The sequence below is a fragment of the Gordonia sp. G4 genome, from assembly GCF_057770005.1.
This window is the reverse complement of the sequence record NZ_CM173442.1, coordinates 4,747,293-4,763,458: the sequence shown is the minus strand read 5'-3', so window position 1 is coordinate 4,763,458 and position 16,166 is coordinate 4,747,293. Positions and strand designations below refer to the sequence as shown.

The 16,166-nt window shown below is 66.6% G+C and carries 14 protein-coding genes and 1 pseudogene; 9 read left to right on the top strand and 6 right to left on the bottom strand.

What is annotated here, in order from left to right; all coding sequences use genetic code 11:
- Nucleotides 1–5: 5 nt before the first annotated feature.
- From AC3B5T_RS21645 to AC3B5T_RS21615, 7 genes and pseudogenes are all read left to right on the top strand, one after another.
- The gene (locus AC3B5T_RS21645) at nt 6–818 is read left to right on the top strand and encodes a CbtA family protein (protein ID WP_055476537.1); all 813 of its coding nucleotides are present in this window, start codon (nt 6–8) and stop codon (nt 816–818) included.
- A 25-nt stretch (nt 819–843) separates the two neighbouring features.
- A complete protein-coding gene (locus tag AC3B5T_RS21640) occupies nt 844–1,317 on the top strand; it encodes a group I truncated hemoglobin (RefSeq protein ID WP_055476536.1) in 474 nt (157 codons plus the stop codon).
- A gap of 62 nt (nt 1,318–1,379) precedes the next feature.
- Nucleotides 1,380–1,601, top strand: coding sequence for a ferredoxin (locus AC3B5T_RS21635; protein ID WP_055476535.1), 222 nt, complete (start codon nt 1,380–1,382; stop codon nt 1,599–1,601).
- Between the two features lie 120 nt (nt 1,602–1,721).
- The gene (oxdA, locus tag AC3B5T_RS21630) at nt 1,722–2,789 is read left to right on the top strand and encodes an aliphatic aldoxime dehydratase (protein ID WP_055476534.1); all 1,068 of its coding nucleotides are present in this window, start codon (nt 1,722–1,724) and stop codon (nt 2,787–2,789) included.
- 264 nt (nt 2,790–3,053) lie between these two features.
- Complete coding sequence (locus AC3B5T_RS21625; RefSeq protein WP_055476551.1) at nt 3,054–4,103, top strand: ABC transporter substrate-binding protein; 1,050 nt, start codon at nt 3,054–3,056, stop codon at nt 4,101–4,103.
- Entirely contained in the window at nt 4,100–5,185 is a 1,086-nt protein-coding gene (locus tag AC3B5T_RS21620; RefSeq protein WP_055476533.1) for a FecCD family ABC transporter permease, read from the top strand. The genes AC3B5T_RS21625 and AC3B5T_RS21620 overlap by 4 nt, the downstream gene beginning before the upstream one ends.
- Nucleotides 5,186–5,213: 28 nt before the next feature.
- Nucleotides 5,214–5,723: pseudogene (locus AC3B5T_RS21615) on the top strand (ABC transporter ATP-binding protein); the annotation flags it as partial.
- A gap of 322 nt (nt 5,724–6,045) precedes the next feature.
- Here AC3B5T_RS21615 and AC3B5T_RS21610 read toward each other — a convergent pair.
- The 4 genes from AC3B5T_RS21610 to AC3B5T_RS21595 all read right to left on the bottom strand — a co-directional run bounded on the left by AC3B5T_RS21610 (nt 6,046) and on the right by AC3B5T_RS21595 (nt 11,249).
- Nucleotides 6,046–8,394, bottom strand: a complete 2,349-nt coding sequence (locus tag AC3B5T_RS21610; RefSeq protein WP_055476532.1) for a HelD family protein — start codon at nt 8,392–8,394, stop codon at nt 6,046–6,048.
- Nucleotides 8,391–9,083: a hypothetical protein gene (locus AC3B5T_RS21605; RefSeq protein WP_055476549.1), complete on the bottom strand. Its 693-nt coding sequence runs from the start codon at nt 9,081–9,083 to the stop codon at nt 8,391–8,393. The genes AC3B5T_RS21610 and AC3B5T_RS21605 overlap by 4 nt, the downstream gene beginning before the upstream one ends.
- Before the next feature lie 106 nt (nt 9,084–9,189).
- Nucleotides 9,190–10,284, bottom strand: coding sequence for a DoxX family protein (locus AC3B5T_RS21600; protein ID WP_010844351.1), 1,095 nt, complete (start codon nt 10,282–10,284; stop codon nt 9,190–9,192).
- Nucleotides 10,285–10,550: 266 nt separating this feature from the next.
- A complete protein-coding gene (locus AC3B5T_RS21595; RefSeq protein ID WP_014927051.1) occupies nt 10,551–11,249 on the bottom strand; it encodes an MBL fold metallo-hydrolase in 699 nt (232 codons plus the stop codon).
- Between the two features lie 242 nt (nt 11,250–11,491).
- Here AC3B5T_RS21595 and uvrA point away from each other — a divergent pair, with 242 nt between their 5' ends.
- Complete coding sequence (gene uvrA, locus AC3B5T_RS21590; protein ID WP_055476531.1) at nt 11,492–14,374, top strand: excinuclease ABC subunit UvrA; 2,883 nt, start codon at nt 11,492–11,494, stop codon at nt 14,372–14,374.
- 95 nt (nt 14,375–14,469) lie between these two features.
- Here uvrA and AC3B5T_RS21585 read toward each other — a convergent pair whose 3' ends face one another.
- Both AC3B5T_RS21585 and AC3B5T_RS21580 read right to left on the bottom strand, forming a co-directional pair.
- Complete coding sequence (locus AC3B5T_RS21585) at nt 14,470–14,757, bottom strand: hypothetical protein (protein WP_010844354.1); 288 nt, start codon at nt 14,755–14,757, stop codon at nt 14,470–14,472.
- Between the two features lie 69 nt (nt 14,758–14,826).
- Nucleotides 14,827–15,252, bottom strand: a complete 426-nt coding sequence (locus tag AC3B5T_RS21580) for a DUF1844 domain-containing protein (RefSeq protein WP_010844355.1) — start codon at nt 15,250–15,252, stop codon at nt 14,827–14,829.
- Between the two features lie 267 nt (nt 15,253–15,519).
- Between AC3B5T_RS21580 and infC the strand changes: the two genes are divergently transcribed.
- On the top strand, nt 15,520–16,161 hold the full coding sequence (gene infC, locus AC3B5T_RS21575) for a translation initiation factor IF-3 (RefSeq protein ID WP_084817310.1): 642 nt from the start codon (nt 15,520–15,522) through the stop codon (nt 16,159–16,161).
- Nucleotides 16,162–16,166: the final 5 nt, after the last annotated feature.

The following is a 16,166-nucleotide window of genomic DNA, read 5'->3' as shown; positions in this document are numbered from 1 at the left end:
GACCAATGGAGAAGAAGTTCATCGGCGCGGGTCTCTGCGCCGGCCTGATCTCAGGCATCATCACCTATGTCTTCGCCCGCCTCTTTCTTCAGCCACAGGTGAGCGCGGCGATCACCTATGAGGAGGGTCGCGCAAGCGCACAGGAGGCACTCGACAGCGCCGGTGCACACGCGCACGACCACGGCGAGGTCTTCAGCCGGGCCATGCAGGCGAATCTGGGCGCCGCCGTCGGCAGCATCGCGTTCGCGCTCTGCATGGGCGCCCTGTTCGCCGTCGCATTCACCCTCCTGTGGAGCCACGTCGGCAGTCGCCACCCCGACACCGACCCGCGGTGGGTTGCCGCGGCGCTGGGCGCAGCCGGGTTCATCTCGGTGTTCGCCATCCCGTATCTCGTCTATCCCGCCAACCCGCCCGCGGTCGGCAGCGACGAGACCATCGGAGCACGGACCAGCGCATTCCTCACCATCACACTCGTGTCCGTTCTGGCCGCGGTCGCCTCGACGATGCTGGTGACCGGTTGGCTACGAGCGCGATTCGGAGGGCTCGTCTCAGCACTGGCCGGTGTGGCCGTGTACCTGGCGGCCATCGCGGTCACAGCCACCATCCTGCCGAGGTTCGACGAAGTGCCCGGTCCACTCATGAACGGCTCCGCGATCGCCTACCCGGGTTTCCCCGCCGATGTTCTCGGCGCCTTCCGGATGTACACCATCGCCGATCATGCCGTTCTGTGGGCCTCACTCACGACGGTGTTCGCCCTGTTCCTCACGGCGCTGCGGCAGACACGACGGCCCGAAGCAGCAACGTTTCAGCCCAAATGATTCATCGACACACCAAGGAGAGAACATGACCGAGCCCGCAAGCCTCTACGACCGGCTGGGTGGACTGGAGACAGTGAAGTTCCTGGCGAAAACACTTGTGGTACGGGCAATGTTGAACCCGACCATCGGGCACATCTGGAACCACAAGACCGAAGCCGAAGTCCAGGAGGAGATCAGTGGATTCGTCGAATTCCTGGGCATGCACTGGGGTGGCCCGCACACCTACCACGGACCCGACATGGCCACGTCCCACAGGGGCATGGGAATCACCGAAGAGTACTGGGACGCACTGTTCGACGACATCGTCACACCGGCGTTCGCGGAGTTCGACATCCCGGCGAGGGAAGCAGAGGACATCGAAGCCTTTCTGAGGTCGTACAGGTCGGTCATCGTGGGCAGCCCGACCTTCAAGGATGTCATCAAGGAACACCCTGACATGGACGTGATGGCAGGGATGAAGAGTGTCGGCGTGACCTGGCCGGCATCAACGGACGCATAGGTGCCCGACTGTCTCTGTGGCCGGTTCCCGAGACGACCTGCGAAGTGACGGAAGGAGTTTCGATGTCCGAACAGCGCTGGCATTCGGAGGTCTCGCGCCACTGCATCGGTGCCGGCCTCTGTGTCTCTGTCGCGCCCGACCACTTCGAGTTCACGGAGGGGCGCGCACAGAGCACAACTGCGGTCATGGAGAGCGCGGACGATGTCGTCAGCGTTCGCCGGGCCGCCGCCATCTGTCCCGCGCAAGCCATCGCAGTGACGACGATCCAGACCGGCCCGTCCTGATTCCGCGACGCCGCACCACATTGCCGCGAACGCGAGCCCGCCTCCGGTGGCAATCCCGGCCCGTGGCGGCAGACCTCGGCCGGCGACTCAGTACAGAATCTCTGAAAGGAGCAGCCCTCCATGGAATCCGCGATCGACACCCACCTCGCCTGTCCGCGCAGTATCTCCCGCCGGGTGCCAGCCGACTATCAGCCACCGTTCCCCATGTGGGTCGGACGCGCCGACCACCAGATCGAGCAGGTCACCATGGGCTACCTCGGGGTCCAATCCCGCGGTGAAGACCAGCGATTCGCCGCGTTGGGGGCGGTCAGACACCTGGTGGACAGTCTTTCCACCGCCGACGGCACGCAGCACCACGACATCACCCACCATGTCGACAACCAGGGTTACGACAACTACATCGTCGTCGGCTACTGGAACGACCCCGCAACCTTCCGCCGATGGTTGCGTTCACCCGAGGTCGACCAGTGGTGGACATCAGAGGACCGAATCACCGATGGCATCGGCTATTTCCGAGAGATCATCTCCCCGCGAGTCGACCAGTTCGAGACTCTCTACGCATTCCAGGAGCAGCTTCCCGGAGTCGGTGCACTCATGAGCGACATCAGTGGCGAGATCAACGAGCACGGATACTGGGGATCGATGCGCGAACGTGTCCCGCTCTCCCAGACGGACTGGATGCAGCCCGCGGAGACCGACACCCTCCACATCGTTTCCGGGGACCCACATTCCGGCGGCCGAGTGGTCGTGGCCGGTCACGACAACATCGCGCTGATCAGGTCCGGTCAGGACTGGCGCGAAGCCGGAGTGGAAGAGCGAGCACTCTATCTCGACGAAATCCAACCGACACTACAAGCCGGCATGGATTTCCTCCGCGACAACGGCGCCGACGTCGGTTGCTACAGCAACCGGATGGTGCGCAACATCGACGTCGACGGCAATCCCGTCGACGAGTCCTACAACATCGGACACTGGCGATCACTCGAGAGGCTGGAACGCTGGGCAGAATCCCATCCCACCCATCTGCGCATCTTCACCACATTCTTCAAGGTCGCCGGCGATCTCGACAAACTCCGTCTGTATCACGAGGTCTCGGTATCCTCCGGTGCCGATCAGACCTTCGAGTACATCAACTGCCATCCCGCGACCGGAATGATGCGAGATGCCACACCGGGTCCCGCCGCCTGACCTGACACTCGTGCACCGCTGATGTGAGGCGGACGATTCGGACAAGACGGATTCGGACAAGACAAGGGGACGGCGTATGGTGACCCTGGCCGCTGGTGCGGCGCCGATCGGTCGAGAGAATCCGGTGTGAATCCGGAACTGACGCGCAACGGTGAGTGTCCGGCCCCCGCCTGGGGCCGGATGCGAGTCCGATCGCTCCTCCGATCCGGCACAGGTGAACCGAGGTCCCGCGAACGGACCTACGACCAGAAAGTGTTCCCACTCATGCCCATGTCAGCTCTGCGCTGCGCACTCACCCTGGCTGTGTCGGCCCTGAGCCTCGCCGCGTGCGGCAGTTCGACCACCGGACCTGACGCCTCGGCGGGCGGCAAGGAAACCTCCATCTCGCTCGAGAACTGCGGTCGAACGATCCACGTCGAGACTCCGCCACAGCGAGTGGTCTCGCTCAACCAGGCCTCCACGGAGATCCTGCTGTCGTTGGGACTTGCTGATCGCATGGTCGGGACCGCGACGTGGACCGATCCGGTGCGCGCGAACCTTGCCGAAGCCAACGCCTCGGTCCCGAGGCTCGCCGACAACAAACCCACCATGGAGACGGTGCTCGGGGCCAATCCCGATTTCGTGACCGCGTCGTTCGGCTCGTCTGTGGGCGACGGGGGATCGGCGGGCCGGGATCAATACGAGAAACTCGGTGTGCCCACCTACCTTTCGCCGACCGACAACGGTTGCAGCGGTGAGGTGTCGTCGGCATCCAACGCTGACGGTGCGCGGACGACCCCGTACACGATGGACAGCGTCTATCAGGAGATCCGGGATCTCGCAGCGATCTTCGGGGTCGACGAACGTGGCGACGAGTTCATCGGCGAGCTGCAGGACCGCGTGCGAGCGGCATCTCATCCGGTCGACGAGGCAGGCGTATCGCTTGCGTTCTGGTTCGCCGACACCCACACCCCGTACATGGCGGGTTGTTGTGGTTCCTCGGGCGCGATCAGCCGAGCCGTCGGCGCGACGAACGTCTTCGCCGACACCACCGACGAATGGCCGCAGGTGCCATGGGAGACGGTCGCCGATCGCGATCCCACCGCACTGGTACTGGCCGACCTGAGCAGGCGCAGCATCGACGGCGACGCACTCGACAGCAAGATCGCGTTCCTCGAATCCAATCCGGTCACCTCCCAGATGAGGGCCGTGCGTGACAAGCGCTACGTCATCGTCAACGGCGCGGACCTGAACCCGACGATCCGCACCGTCGACGGGATGGAGAAGGTCGCCACTGCCCTCCAGGACTGGAACCTCGTGACTCCTCGGTCATGAGCACCGGTGCAGTCGAATCGGGGGTTCGGGTGTCCGGCGGCCCCGCTGTGCCCGCGCCGCGTCATGAGTCCGCGACCGTTTTCGCGGCGGTTGTCGTCGTCGGCGTCGCGCTACTGGTCGTCTCGGTCGCGGTAACGGTCACGTTCGGGCCGGCGGACCTGTCGGTACGCGACGTGTACGCCGTCATCGGTGCGCACTGGGGCATCGGCTCATCAGGTCTGACCGCACTGCAGGACGGCATCGTCTGGCAGCTCCGGCTCCCGCGCACCCTACTCGCCGCGGTGTGCGGTGCGGGTCTCGCATTATGTGGCGCGATCATGCAATCGCTGCTCCGCAACCCGCTGGCCGACCCCTTCGTCCTCGGCATCTCCTCGGGTGCCTCGACCGGCGCAGTCCTGGTGGCGATCCTCGGGATCGGGGGCGGCGCCGTCTCGCTGTCGATGGGCGCGTTCGGCGGCGCGGTGCTGGCGTTCGCCACAGTCATCGCCCTCGCCGCCGGCGCGGGAGGAGGAACCGCGCGGGTCATCCTCGCGGGAGTCGCGGGCACGCAACTGTTCTCCGCGGTGACCTCGTTCATCGTCATGTCCTCGGCGAACGCCGAACAGACCCGTGGCGTGCTGTTCTGGCTACTCGGTTCACTCAGTGGCGCCGACTGGACCGACGTCATGGTCTGCGGTGCGATCACGAGCTTCGGAATCATCGTGTGCCTGCTGATGTCCTCGTCGCTCGACGCGTTCACCTTCGGCAACTCCGCCGCGTCGTCGTTGGGCGTGTCCGTCCGTCGGGTCCGGTTCCTGTTGCTCACGGTGACCGCTCTGATCACGGCGTCACTGGTCAGCGCCGCCGGCGCGATCGGATTCGTCGGCCTGGTCCTGCCACATGCGGCCAGGCTCCTCGTCGGCCCGCGGCATGGGCGGTTACTTCCGGCCACCATCCTCGTCGGTGCGGTGTTCATGGTCTGGGTCGACGCAGTCGCGCGCACTCTCTTCGCTCCGCAGGAGATTCCGGTCGGTGTCGTCACGGCGCTGGTCGGCGTCCCGGCCTTTGCTCTCATCCTGTTCCGGATGCGTGGCAGCCAGTGACCCCACCCACGCGGAGATCGGTGCGCTGATGCCGCTACACGCCAAGCACATCGGATGGAGCCGCGGCGGCCACCTCGTACTCGACGGGGTCACCGTCGAACCCACCCCGGGTGAGACCATCGGACTCCTGGGGCCGAACGGGTCCGGAAAGTCGTCGCTCCTCGGTCTCCTGGCCGGGGTTCACCATCCAGACACCGGGCGAGTTCTGCTCGACGACAACGACATCCGAACGCTGCGCCGGCGTGACGTCGCGCGACGAGTGGCCATCGTCGAGCAACAGGCCGACACAGAAGTCGACATCACGGTCGGCGACATCGTCCGACTCGGGCGCATCCCACACCGAGGCATGTTCGGAGGTGACGAGGTCGCCGACCGCTCGGCGATCGACGAGGCACTCGCCCACACCGGCATGCTCGGGTATCGGAATCGCCGTTGGCACACGCTTTCCGGCGGCGAGCGCCAACGCGTCCAGATCGCGCGGGCGCTTGCACAGCAACCCGACGAACTGCTTCTCGACGAACCGACGAACCACCTCGACATCTCTCACCAGCTCGACCTCCTGGCCCTGGTCTCCGATCTCCCGATGACCAGTTACATCGCGCTGCACGATCTCAACCTCGCGGCGATGTTCTGCGACCGCGTCGTCGTTCTCGCCCACGGGTCGATCGTCGCACTCGGCACCCCGGCCGAAGTGATCACCGAGCAACTCGTCGAGCACGTGTACTCTGTTCGCGCCCACATCACCGTCGACGATGGAATCCCGCAGGTGACGTGGAGCAGGTACAGACGAGACCGGCTGCTGCACAACGAGTCACCGCACCAGCACGTCGCCGGCACGCGACCCTGACCCCCGCGGCCGATCAGCCGTCCGGGAGGTCGTCGAGTACGTCGGGGAGGTCGTCGCGATGGACGACGACGAGTCGCTGGGTCGCCCGGGTGAGGGCGACGTACAGGTCGCTGAGTCCGCGCGGCGACTGGTCGATGATCGCAGCGGGCTCGACGACGATCGTCGTGTCGAACTCCAGGCCCTTGCAGCTTCGTACCGTGTACACCCGGGGCGGCTCGCGGTCGGTGAGGGCGAAGCCGTCCGGCGACAGAGCCGCATGGATCACGTCGTGCAGGTGATCGGGGACCACGACGGCGGTGAGGCCCTCGGGTTCGGCGAGCGCGACGGCTCGGAGGACGGTGGCGACGATGTCCTGCGGCGACCCACCGTTCGCACGCAGTGCCACCGGTTCGATCCCGTTGCTGCGCAGAGAGGTCGGCGCCTTCTCGCCGTTGCCGATCTCGTCGAGCACACGGGCCGCGTACTCCATGATCTCGCTGGGCGTTCGGTAGTTGACCGATAGTTCCTTGAACTGCCAGCGGCTCGCGACGTACGGCTCGAGGACCTCGCCCCACGAGCGGGTGCCCGCCTCGTCGGACGTCTGGGCGGTGTCGCCGATGATCGTCATCCACCGATTCGGGATGCGCCGCATCACCATGCGCCAGGCCATCGCCGAGAGCTCCTGGGCCTCGTCGACGATGACGTGGCCGAACGTCCAGGTCCGGTCGCCGTAGGCGCGCTCGGCTGTGGTGGCGCGCCGGGTCTCGGTCTGGCGGGAGGCGAGTTGCTCGGCATCGATCAGGTCGTAGGCCATCAGGATCTCGGGGTCGAGTTCGTCCTCGAGGTCCTGAGGCGCCGAGCCGGTCAGGATGTCCAGGGCGTCTTGTGCGTCGGCGAGCTGGCGGCGCCAGCGTGCGCGTTCGGCCCGCTCGGCGTCCTCGGTGCCATAACCGATCAGCTCGGCGAGCTCGTCCAGCAGCGGGACGTCGGCCGGTGAGAAATCCTCGCCCGTCGTCGTGGCCGGCCGCGACGACCGCTGCAGCGCAGCACGATCGGCGTCCGTCCATCCCGGGGTGGCCTTGCGTATCGCGCGCTCGTCGGCGAGGAGGTCGCGCAACAGTGCCTGCGGCGTGAGGGTCGGCCAGTATCGCAACAGCGCGGCACGGATGTCGGGATCGCGGCTCATGTCGTCGCGGATGTCGGCGATGTCGGCGGGACTGAGCAATTGTGAGCCGTCGAGCAGGCTCGATCCGATCGTCGCCGCGTGCCGCGCGGCGAGCTCGGCGAGTCCCGCCTTGAGGAAGGCGTTCTGCGACAGGTTGTGGGCGCGACGCGTGGCGCGGGCCTTGGCGCGCGCGGTCTTGATCAGCTCGGAGTCGATCTCGACCCGGTAGCTGTCGAAATCCACCGCCTCGGGCCGGGACGGCAGCGACTGCTGTGCGCGGACCGCTCGCTTGAGTACGTCGACCATCCGCAGTCCACCCTTGACCGCCGCGGTCGGCCGCGGGTCCTCGGTGCCCGCCCGCACGCCGGGGAACAGATCCCCGATGGTCGACAGGAGTACGCCGGACTCGCCCAGTGAGGGGAGCACCTGGCCGATGTAGTTCAGGAAGTCGTCATTGGGTCCGATGATGAGAATGCCACTGCGCGAGAGGTTCTCGCGATGGGTGTAGAGCAGATAGGCGGCCCGGTGGAGTGCGACCGCGGTCTTGCCGGTGCCGGGGCCCCCCTGGATGACGGTGACTCCCCGGTGGGTTGAGCGGATGATCAGGTCCTGCTCGCGCTGGATGGTCTCGACGATGTCGGTCATCTCACCGGTGCGCGCCGCATTGAGTGCTGCCACCAGTGCCGACTCGTTGACGACGTCGCCGTGCCCGAAGTCGTCGAGTAGGGCATCGCCGGCGGTCAGGGACTCGTCGCTGACGCCGCGGACCTTGCGGCTGCGGGTGCGGATGTGCCGACGGCGCGCGACGTCCTCGGGCGCCGCCGGGGTCGCCAGATAGAACGGACGGGCCAGGGGAGCGCGCCAGTCGAGCAGGAGGGTGGCGTCGGTTGCGGTGGCGTCGAGCTCGCCGTCGTCGGCGAAACCGTCGTCGAGGACACCGATGCGTCCGATGCGCCGGACCTCGCCGTCTTCGAGATCGAGTCGTCCGAAGTACAGATTGTGTTCGGCGGCATCGAATTTGGCGAGATCCTCGTTGTACATCCGCTCGTACGACTCGCGCTCGGACAAGGCCTGCGGGGTGCCGCCTCGCTCGGACAACGTCGACGACAACCGGCGCTGCGTGGTCCGCCGCATCCGGTCGAGGCGGCCGTATACGCGGTCGAGGTGCCGTTGTTCCTCGTCCACCCGGGGATCGGTGTCCGGAGAGAGCGCGGTCATCGGCCGTGTCCGATCGGCAGCGGATCGTCGGACCCGCACGGCCGGGACAATCCGGCGGCCCGGATCCGGGCGGTCGTCGCCTGAGGATCGGCCGCCAGTCGGGTGCACACCTGCGATGCCCGGGCAGCGAGGGACAGATCGTCGAGCTGCAGGGACAACCACGCGAGAACGTCGGCCTGCGGAGCGAAGGGGAGTGGTTCACCGGTCACCGGGTCGGCGAGCACGCCGTGCCGGGACACGTAGAGGTCGAAATCCGTGGGCAGGGGCGGCCGATCGTCCGAGAGGAGAGTGGCGGGCCGGCCATGTGTCAAGGGGTGGTCGCGCGTATTCACTGTCTGTCGATGGTAGTTGGGTTCGGTGGCGTCCAGTGCCGCGACGTGTGCGGGACCGAGCCAGGCCGCGATGGTCCCGATTGTCTGTTGACCTGCGAACACCGGGGCAGCAGGTAGATAGCCGCGGGCCGCGACATGCGCGGAATGGCCGACTGTGATGTTCGTGACGTGGACCGCCTGCAGGCAGATGGTGTCCGCCGACGGCACGTGCGCCAGCTTGCGGCGCAGGACGTCCGGGGCTGCGTTGGATCCGACTGCGACGACCAGCCGGGCGCCGACGGGCGGAACGGTCCCGAACGCCGGATGGCCGAGCACGTCCTGTAGCATTGCCTCTCTCAGCGCCACGGACGCGGGCACCCAGGGATAATCCTCCGGCGGGTGCACCGCGTCCGTGGTCGTGAGATCGGTTGTGTTCAGGGTCGTGCTCGTATCTTGTGCTCGTTCGCGAAAGGATCCCGAGGGATCAGCGACGTGCCTTGCGCAGACGCTTGCGGCCCTGATCGGCCGAGTCCTCGGCGGCTGCGGCGAGCTGACGCGCGGTCTCGGCGAGCTCGGCCGATCGTGCGCGGGCCACGTCGGCCAGCTCGGCGGAGCGGTCGCGGGCCACGTCGGCGAACTCGGGTGCGCGCTTGCGCGCGGTGTCGGCGAGATCCGACGCGCGGTCGCGGGCGGAATCGGCGATCTTCGGAGCCTTCTTCTTGGCCTGCTTCTGCGCCTTCTTGGCCTGCTTCTGGGCCTTCTCGGCTCGCTTCTGCGCTTCCTTGACGAGCTTCGGGCCTCGCTTGCGGGCGGTCTCGGCGAGATCCGACGAGCGCGCGAGAGCGGTGTCGGCGAGTTCCGACGAACGAACGAGCGCCGCATCGGCCAGAACCGGGGCGCGGTCACGGATGCGGTCGGCGACGTCGGATGCGGTGTCCGCAGCCTTCTCGGCGAACTCGAGCGAACGCTTCTGCGCGGCCTCGGCGATCTCGGGAGCGTGCTCGCGGAACTTCGCCGCGGCGTCGGCAGACCGCTCCGAGACGATCTCGGCGCCGTCGTGCGTGCGTTCGACGAGGTGTTCCCAGGTCGACGACCCGGCGGCGGCACCGATCGGCAGGGCCGCGGCGACGGCGGAAGCCTTCTGACGTCCGCGCCACGCGAGCGAGGGCTTGCCCTCGGTGTCGACGGCAGCCAGGAGAACGCCGCCGAGGAGACCGACGTTCTTGATGAAGGCGTTGCGCTGCGCTTCCTTCCTGACCGGGTCCGCCTCGTTCCAGAAATCGGTGCCGGCCGCGGTGGTCGGGATCAGTGTCCCGGCCAGGACGACCGACGCGACTCGCGGGAACTTACCGGTCGCGAGGAGGATGCCGCCGCCGATCTGGGCGGCCGCGTTGATCTGGACCAGCGTCTCGGTGTTCTCCGGGATCCGGCCGGCCACCTCCGGCGGGAGCGACGACCGGGCCTTGTCCACAACCGGTTCCGCGGATTGCGCGATCGGTTTGGGGCTCCGGATGGCGTCCACGCCGCTGGCGACGAACGCCGAGGCGAGGAGCGGACGGGCTATACGGCGGAGAATCATCGGTCACAACCTTCTTCAGTCGGGTTTGGCTATCGAGATCCGTCGGGTGAAGCACGTTTCTGGCCCGTTCAACGCTACCCTCTCGCGACGAATCTGCAGGTCACTCGGCGTGCCGTGATGAGTTTGCCGCTCGCGGGGCCTCCCGGGTCACGTCTCGCCGAACGATCCGATGAACAGGTAACCGTCCACGACGAAGACCAAACACCCGGTGTTCACGAGCGTCGCTCGCGCCACAGTGGTCACCCGCGACGCTCGCGCCGCAGTGGTCACCAGCGGCGCTCGCGCCAGTCCGGCAACGACCCGCGCTCGGCACCCAGAGTCGTGTCCTTGCCATGTCCGGGATAGACGACGGTCGAGTCGTCGAACCGGTCGAACAGCTTCGTCGAGACATCCTCGAGGAGGGTGTCGAAGTCCTCCGGCTTCCAGGTCTTCCCGATGCCGCCCGGGAAGAGGCAGTCGCCGGTGAACAGGTGCACGGTTCGCTCGCCGCCGTCACTCACGTCGGTGAGGGCGAGGGCGATCGACCCCGGAGTGTGTCCGACGAGGTGGATGGCCTCGAAGGAGAGGTCGCCGACCTCGATCACGTCACCGTCGTCGACGAGGCGGTCGGGTGCGACCGGGAGTTCGCCGGCGTCGAGTCGTCCGGCAGCGGTGGGAACCCCGGTCGACTCGGCCACAGCGGCGAGGGCCTGCCAATGGTCGAAGTGCTGATGGGTCGTGAAGATCAGTTTCGGGGTCCCCTCGACAGCCGAGAGCACCTCGGTGATCGTGTCCGCGTCGTTGGCTGCGTCGATGATCAGCTGATCACCTGTCGCGCGGGAGGTCACCACGTAGACGTTGTTGTCCATCGGACCGACGGACAACTTCACGATCGTGGCCGACGACAGCGTGCGGCGCTGCGGGGTCTTCGACTCGGAGAGATCGCCGGTGTAGGTGTCACTGATCGGTGTCGCTTCGGAGGTCATGCCGACAGGCTATGACAGCGGGCGGCCGGAATGTGACGGTCGTGACCCTGAGGGTTTGCGTGGCGCGCGTATCCTGGACTATCGGTTCGACGATGACACACGGGCGGCGAGACCGATCGCCCGGTCGTCGGACTCCGAATCTTTCCCGGGGCGAGCTCGTGATGACGATCCTGTCGGTGGCCGTCGGTACTGTGCCCCTGCGCCGGTCGTGCGCCCTGTGACTCGAGAATGTTAGGACTGCAGTGGTTGATCGTCTGATCGTCCGAGGTGCCCGCGAACACAATCTGCGCGGCATCGATGTCGACCTGCCCCGGGACAGCCTCATCGTCTTCACCGGGCTGTCGGGATCGGGCAAGTCGTCCCTGGCCTTCGACACGATCTTCGCGGAGGGCCAGCGGCGCTACGTCGAGTCGCTGTCCGCCTACGCGAGGCAGTTCCTCGGGCAGATGGACAAGCCGGACGTGGACTTCATCGAGGGGCTCTCGCCCGCGGTGTCCATCGATCAGAAGTCCACCAACCGCAATCCTCGGTCGACCGTCGGCACGATCACCGAGGTCTACGACTACCTGCGTCTGCTCTACGCCCGCGCGGGCAAGGCGCACTGCCCGATCTGCGGCGAGCCCATCGCCAAGCAGACGCCGCAGCAGATCGTCGACCAGGTCCTCGCCATGGACGAGGGCACGCGTTTCCAGGTCCTCGCGCCGGTTGTCCGCACGCGCAAGGGTGAGTTCGTCGACCTGTTCGCCGAACTCCAGACGCAGGGCTTCTCACGTGCGCGCATCGACGGGGTCGTGCACCCGCTGACCGATCCGCCGAAGCTGAAGAAGCAGGAGAAGCACGACATCGAGGTGGTCGTGGACCGCCTGGTGGTCAAGAGCAGTGCCAAACAGCGCCTGACGGATTCGGTCGAGACCGGTCTGCGCCTGGCCGACGGCATCATCGTGCTCGACTTCGTCGACCTCGACGAGGACGACCCGGAGCGCGAGCGGCGCTTCTCGGAGCGGATGGCCTGCCCGAACGCGCATCCGATCGCGATCGACGACCTCGAACCGCGGTCGTTCTCGTTCAATTCGCCCTACGGCGCCTGCCCGGAATGCGACGGGCTCGGCGTCCGCAAGGAGGTCGACGAGGAACTGGTCGTGCCCGACCCGGAGATGTCACTCGCCGAGGGTGCGATCGCGCCGTGGTCGACCGGACACAACGCCGACTATTTCCTCCGGTTGATGTCGGGTCTGGCCGACCAGATGAAGTTCGACATCAACACGCCTTGGAAGAAGCTGCCCATCAAGGCACGTCGGGCTCTGCTCAACGGCAGCGATCACCAGGTCCACGTCAAGTTCCGCAACCGATACGGCCGGACCCGGTCGTACTACACCGAGTTCGAGGGTGTCCTCTCGTTCCTCGCGCGCCGCATGGACCAGACCGAGTCCGAGCAGATGAAGGAGCGCTACGAGGGCTACATGCGCGACGTGCCGTGCCCCGCATGTCAGGGTGCGCGCCTCCGCCCCGAGATCCTCGCGGTGACGCTCGATCACCCGGAGTACGGGCCGAAGTCGATCGCCGAGGTGTGTGCACTGTCGGTCGCCGACTGTGCCGACTTCCTCGACCAGCTGCAGCTCGACTCGCGGCAGGCAGCCATCGCCGGCCGTGTCCTCAAAGAGGTCCAGGCCCGCATCCGGTTCCTGCTCGACGTCGGGCTCGAGTACCTGTCCCTGGAGCGCGCGGCGGGTTCGCTGTCGGGCGGTGAGGCACAGCGCATCCGACTGGCCACCCAGATCGGATCCGGCCTCGCGGGCGTGCTCTACGTCCTCGACGAGCCGTCGATCGGTCTGCACCAGCGCGACAACCGCCGGCTCATCGACACGCTGACCCGTCTTCGGGATCTCGGCAACACACTCATCGTCGTCGAACACGACGAGGACACCATCCGCGCGGCCGACTGGATCGTCGACATCGGTCCCCGGGCCGGCGAGCACGGCGGCCACGTCGTGCACAGCGGTAGCTACAAGGACCTGCTGAAGAACCGGAAGTCGCTGACCGGTGCGTACCTCGCGGGTCGCGACACGTTGCCGGTGCCGGAGATCCGCCGGCCGATCGACCGCAAGCGGCAGTTGACCGTGGTCGGTGCGCGCGAGCACAACCTGCGTGGCATCGACGTGTCATTTCCGCTCGGCGTGATGACCGCGGTGACCGGTGTTTCGGGGTCGGGCAAGTCGACGCTCGTCAACGACATCCTGGCGACCGTGCTCGCCAACAAACTCAACGGTGCGCGGCAGGTGCCCGGACGTCACACGCGAATCAAGGGTCTGGACAACCTGGACAAGCTCGTCCAGGTCGACCAGTCGCCGATCGGCCGCACCCCGCGGTCCAACCCGGCCACCTACACCGGTGTCTTCGACAAGATCAGGACGCTCTTCGCGGCGACCACCGAGGCCAAGGTGCGCGGCTACCAACCGGGCCGGTTCTCGTTCAACGTCAAGGGCGGCCGCTGCGAGGCGTGCACCGGCGAGGGCACGATCAAGATCGAGATGAACTTCCTGCCGGACGTCTACGTCCCGTGCGAGGTCTGCCACGGTGCGCGCTACAACCGGGAGACCCTCGAAGTGCACTACAAGGGCAAGACCATCTCCGAGGTCCTCGACATGCCGATCGAAGAGGCAGCCGACTTCTTCGAACCCGTCACGTCGATCCACCGCTACCTCAAGACACTGGTCGACGTCGGTCTCGGTTACGTCCGGCTCGGACAGCCGGCACCGACCCTGTCCGGTGGCGAGGCGCAGCGCGTCAAGCTGGCCGCCGAGTTGCAGAAGCGGTCGATGGGCCGGACCGTCTACATCCTCGACGAACCCACCACCGGGCTTCACTTCGAGGACATCAAGAAGCTGCTCGCCGTGATCAACGGCCTGGTCGACAAGGGCAACACGGTCATCGTGATCGAGCACAACCTCGACGTCATCAAGACGGCCGACTGGGTCATCGACATGGGACCCGAGGGCGGCGCAGGCGGCGGGACCGTCGTCGCCGAAGGTGTCCCGGAGGACATCGCGGCGACCCCGGGCAGCCACACCGGCAAGTTCCTGGCCGAGATCGTCGACATCGACCGCGCGGTGGCGTCGGTCGGCTGACCCACCGGACAGAATCGCCACTTCCGTTGCAGCAGCGCTGGTCACAGCCTGCGCGTCTGCGGGGAAGTGGCGATTACGTGTAAGTGTTGCCGGGCCTACTTGCCCATCGACTTGCGGATCTCATCGAGACGTTTCTTCGCGGCCTCGTCGCGCTTGCGCATCATCTCGTCGACGCTGTGTCCTTCCGGACTGGCCTCCGCGAGCTCCTGGGAACCGATCGCGGTCGTGATCCGGTTCTCGATCTTGTCGCGGACGAAATCGAAGGTCGGGACGCCGCTGTCGGAGTAGTTCGGATCGGGGAACGCTCCCGGTACCGGGGCGGTCGGCACGATCTCGGCATCGACGATCTCGTCGGATCCCCCGGGCTCATCGGCATTCGTCATGAGTCCAGGGTAGAGGGTTTCGACACGGCTCGTCGCTACGCTCCTCGCCTGCTCAACCAGCAGGAACCGCTACCGCCGAGGCGCGCGAACCGGACCGGTGTACTTCTCGCCCGGGCCCTCGCCGGGCTCGTCCGGGTAGGCACTCGCCTCCCGGAACGCCAGCTGCAGGCTCTTCAGGCCGTCACGGATGGGCGCGGCATGGATGCCGAGATCGGCCTTCGACGCGTCGACGATGCCGGCCAGGGCGGTGATCAGGGTGCGGGCCTCGGGGAGGTCGATGCGGTCGGCGGGGGTGCCCTCGGCCAGTCCGAGCTTCTCGGCCGCCGCACTCATCAGCATGACGATGGACCGGGTGATGACCTCGATGGCCGGAATATCGCCCAGGTCACGGACGTTGTCCGGATCGGTGTGCGCTGCATCTCCCGTGTCGGCGCCGCCACCCGTCGCACCTTCCGGGGGTAACGGTGCAGGTGACGAATAGGAGTTCTCGGCCATGGCTGTTAGACTCCCATAGCACGACCGCCCTGGTATGCGCCGGGGTCGTAAGTGGAGTTCCGCTCCCACCGTTCGACGCGAGGTCACTCGCAGTCGCACGGTCCGGTTCACGCCGATCGTCGCAGATCGCATCTTTCGATGCTGAGCTGTACATCGGCGGCAACGTGTGTCAGTGATGGCATCCGCGTTGCGAACCGGTCGGTATCGGAGCCCCGCGGACAAAAGTCCCGGGGCTTCCTTGCTGAGGTGTCCCGCAGGTTCTCTTGCATACGTCCCTCGCCACGACGCGACGGTTACCACTGCAGGATTGAACAAGGAGGCCCCATCAGCACTGAGACCCGCATCAACGAGCGCATCCGCGTCCCTGAGGTCCGACTCGTCGGACCCAACTCGGAGCAGGTGGGCATCGTGCGTGTTGAAGATGCGCTTCGCTTGGCCTACGAGGCCGATCTCGACCTGGTCGAGGTGGCTCCGGACGCCCGTCCGCCGGTCTGCAAGATCATGGACTACGGCAAGTTCAAGTACGAAGCGGCCCAGAAGCAGCGCGAATCGCGTCGCAATCAGCAGATGACCGTCATCAAGGAGCAGAAGCTCCGTCCCAAGATCGACGACCACGATTACGAGACCAAGAAGGGTCACGTCATCCGGTTCCTCGAGGCGGGATCCAAGGTGAAGGTCACCATCATGTTCCGCGGCCGCGAGCAGTCCCGTCCCGAGCTCGGCTACCGACTGTTGCAGCGCCTGGGCAACGACGTCGCCGACTACGGCTTCGTCGAGACGTCGGCCAAGCAGGACGGTCGCAACATGACGATGGTCCTCGCCCCGCACAAGGGCGCGAAGACCCGCCAGAAGGCGCAAGAGAGCCGTGAACGTTCCGGTGGCCCGAAGGCCGCCGCGGACGAGAACTGAGTCGA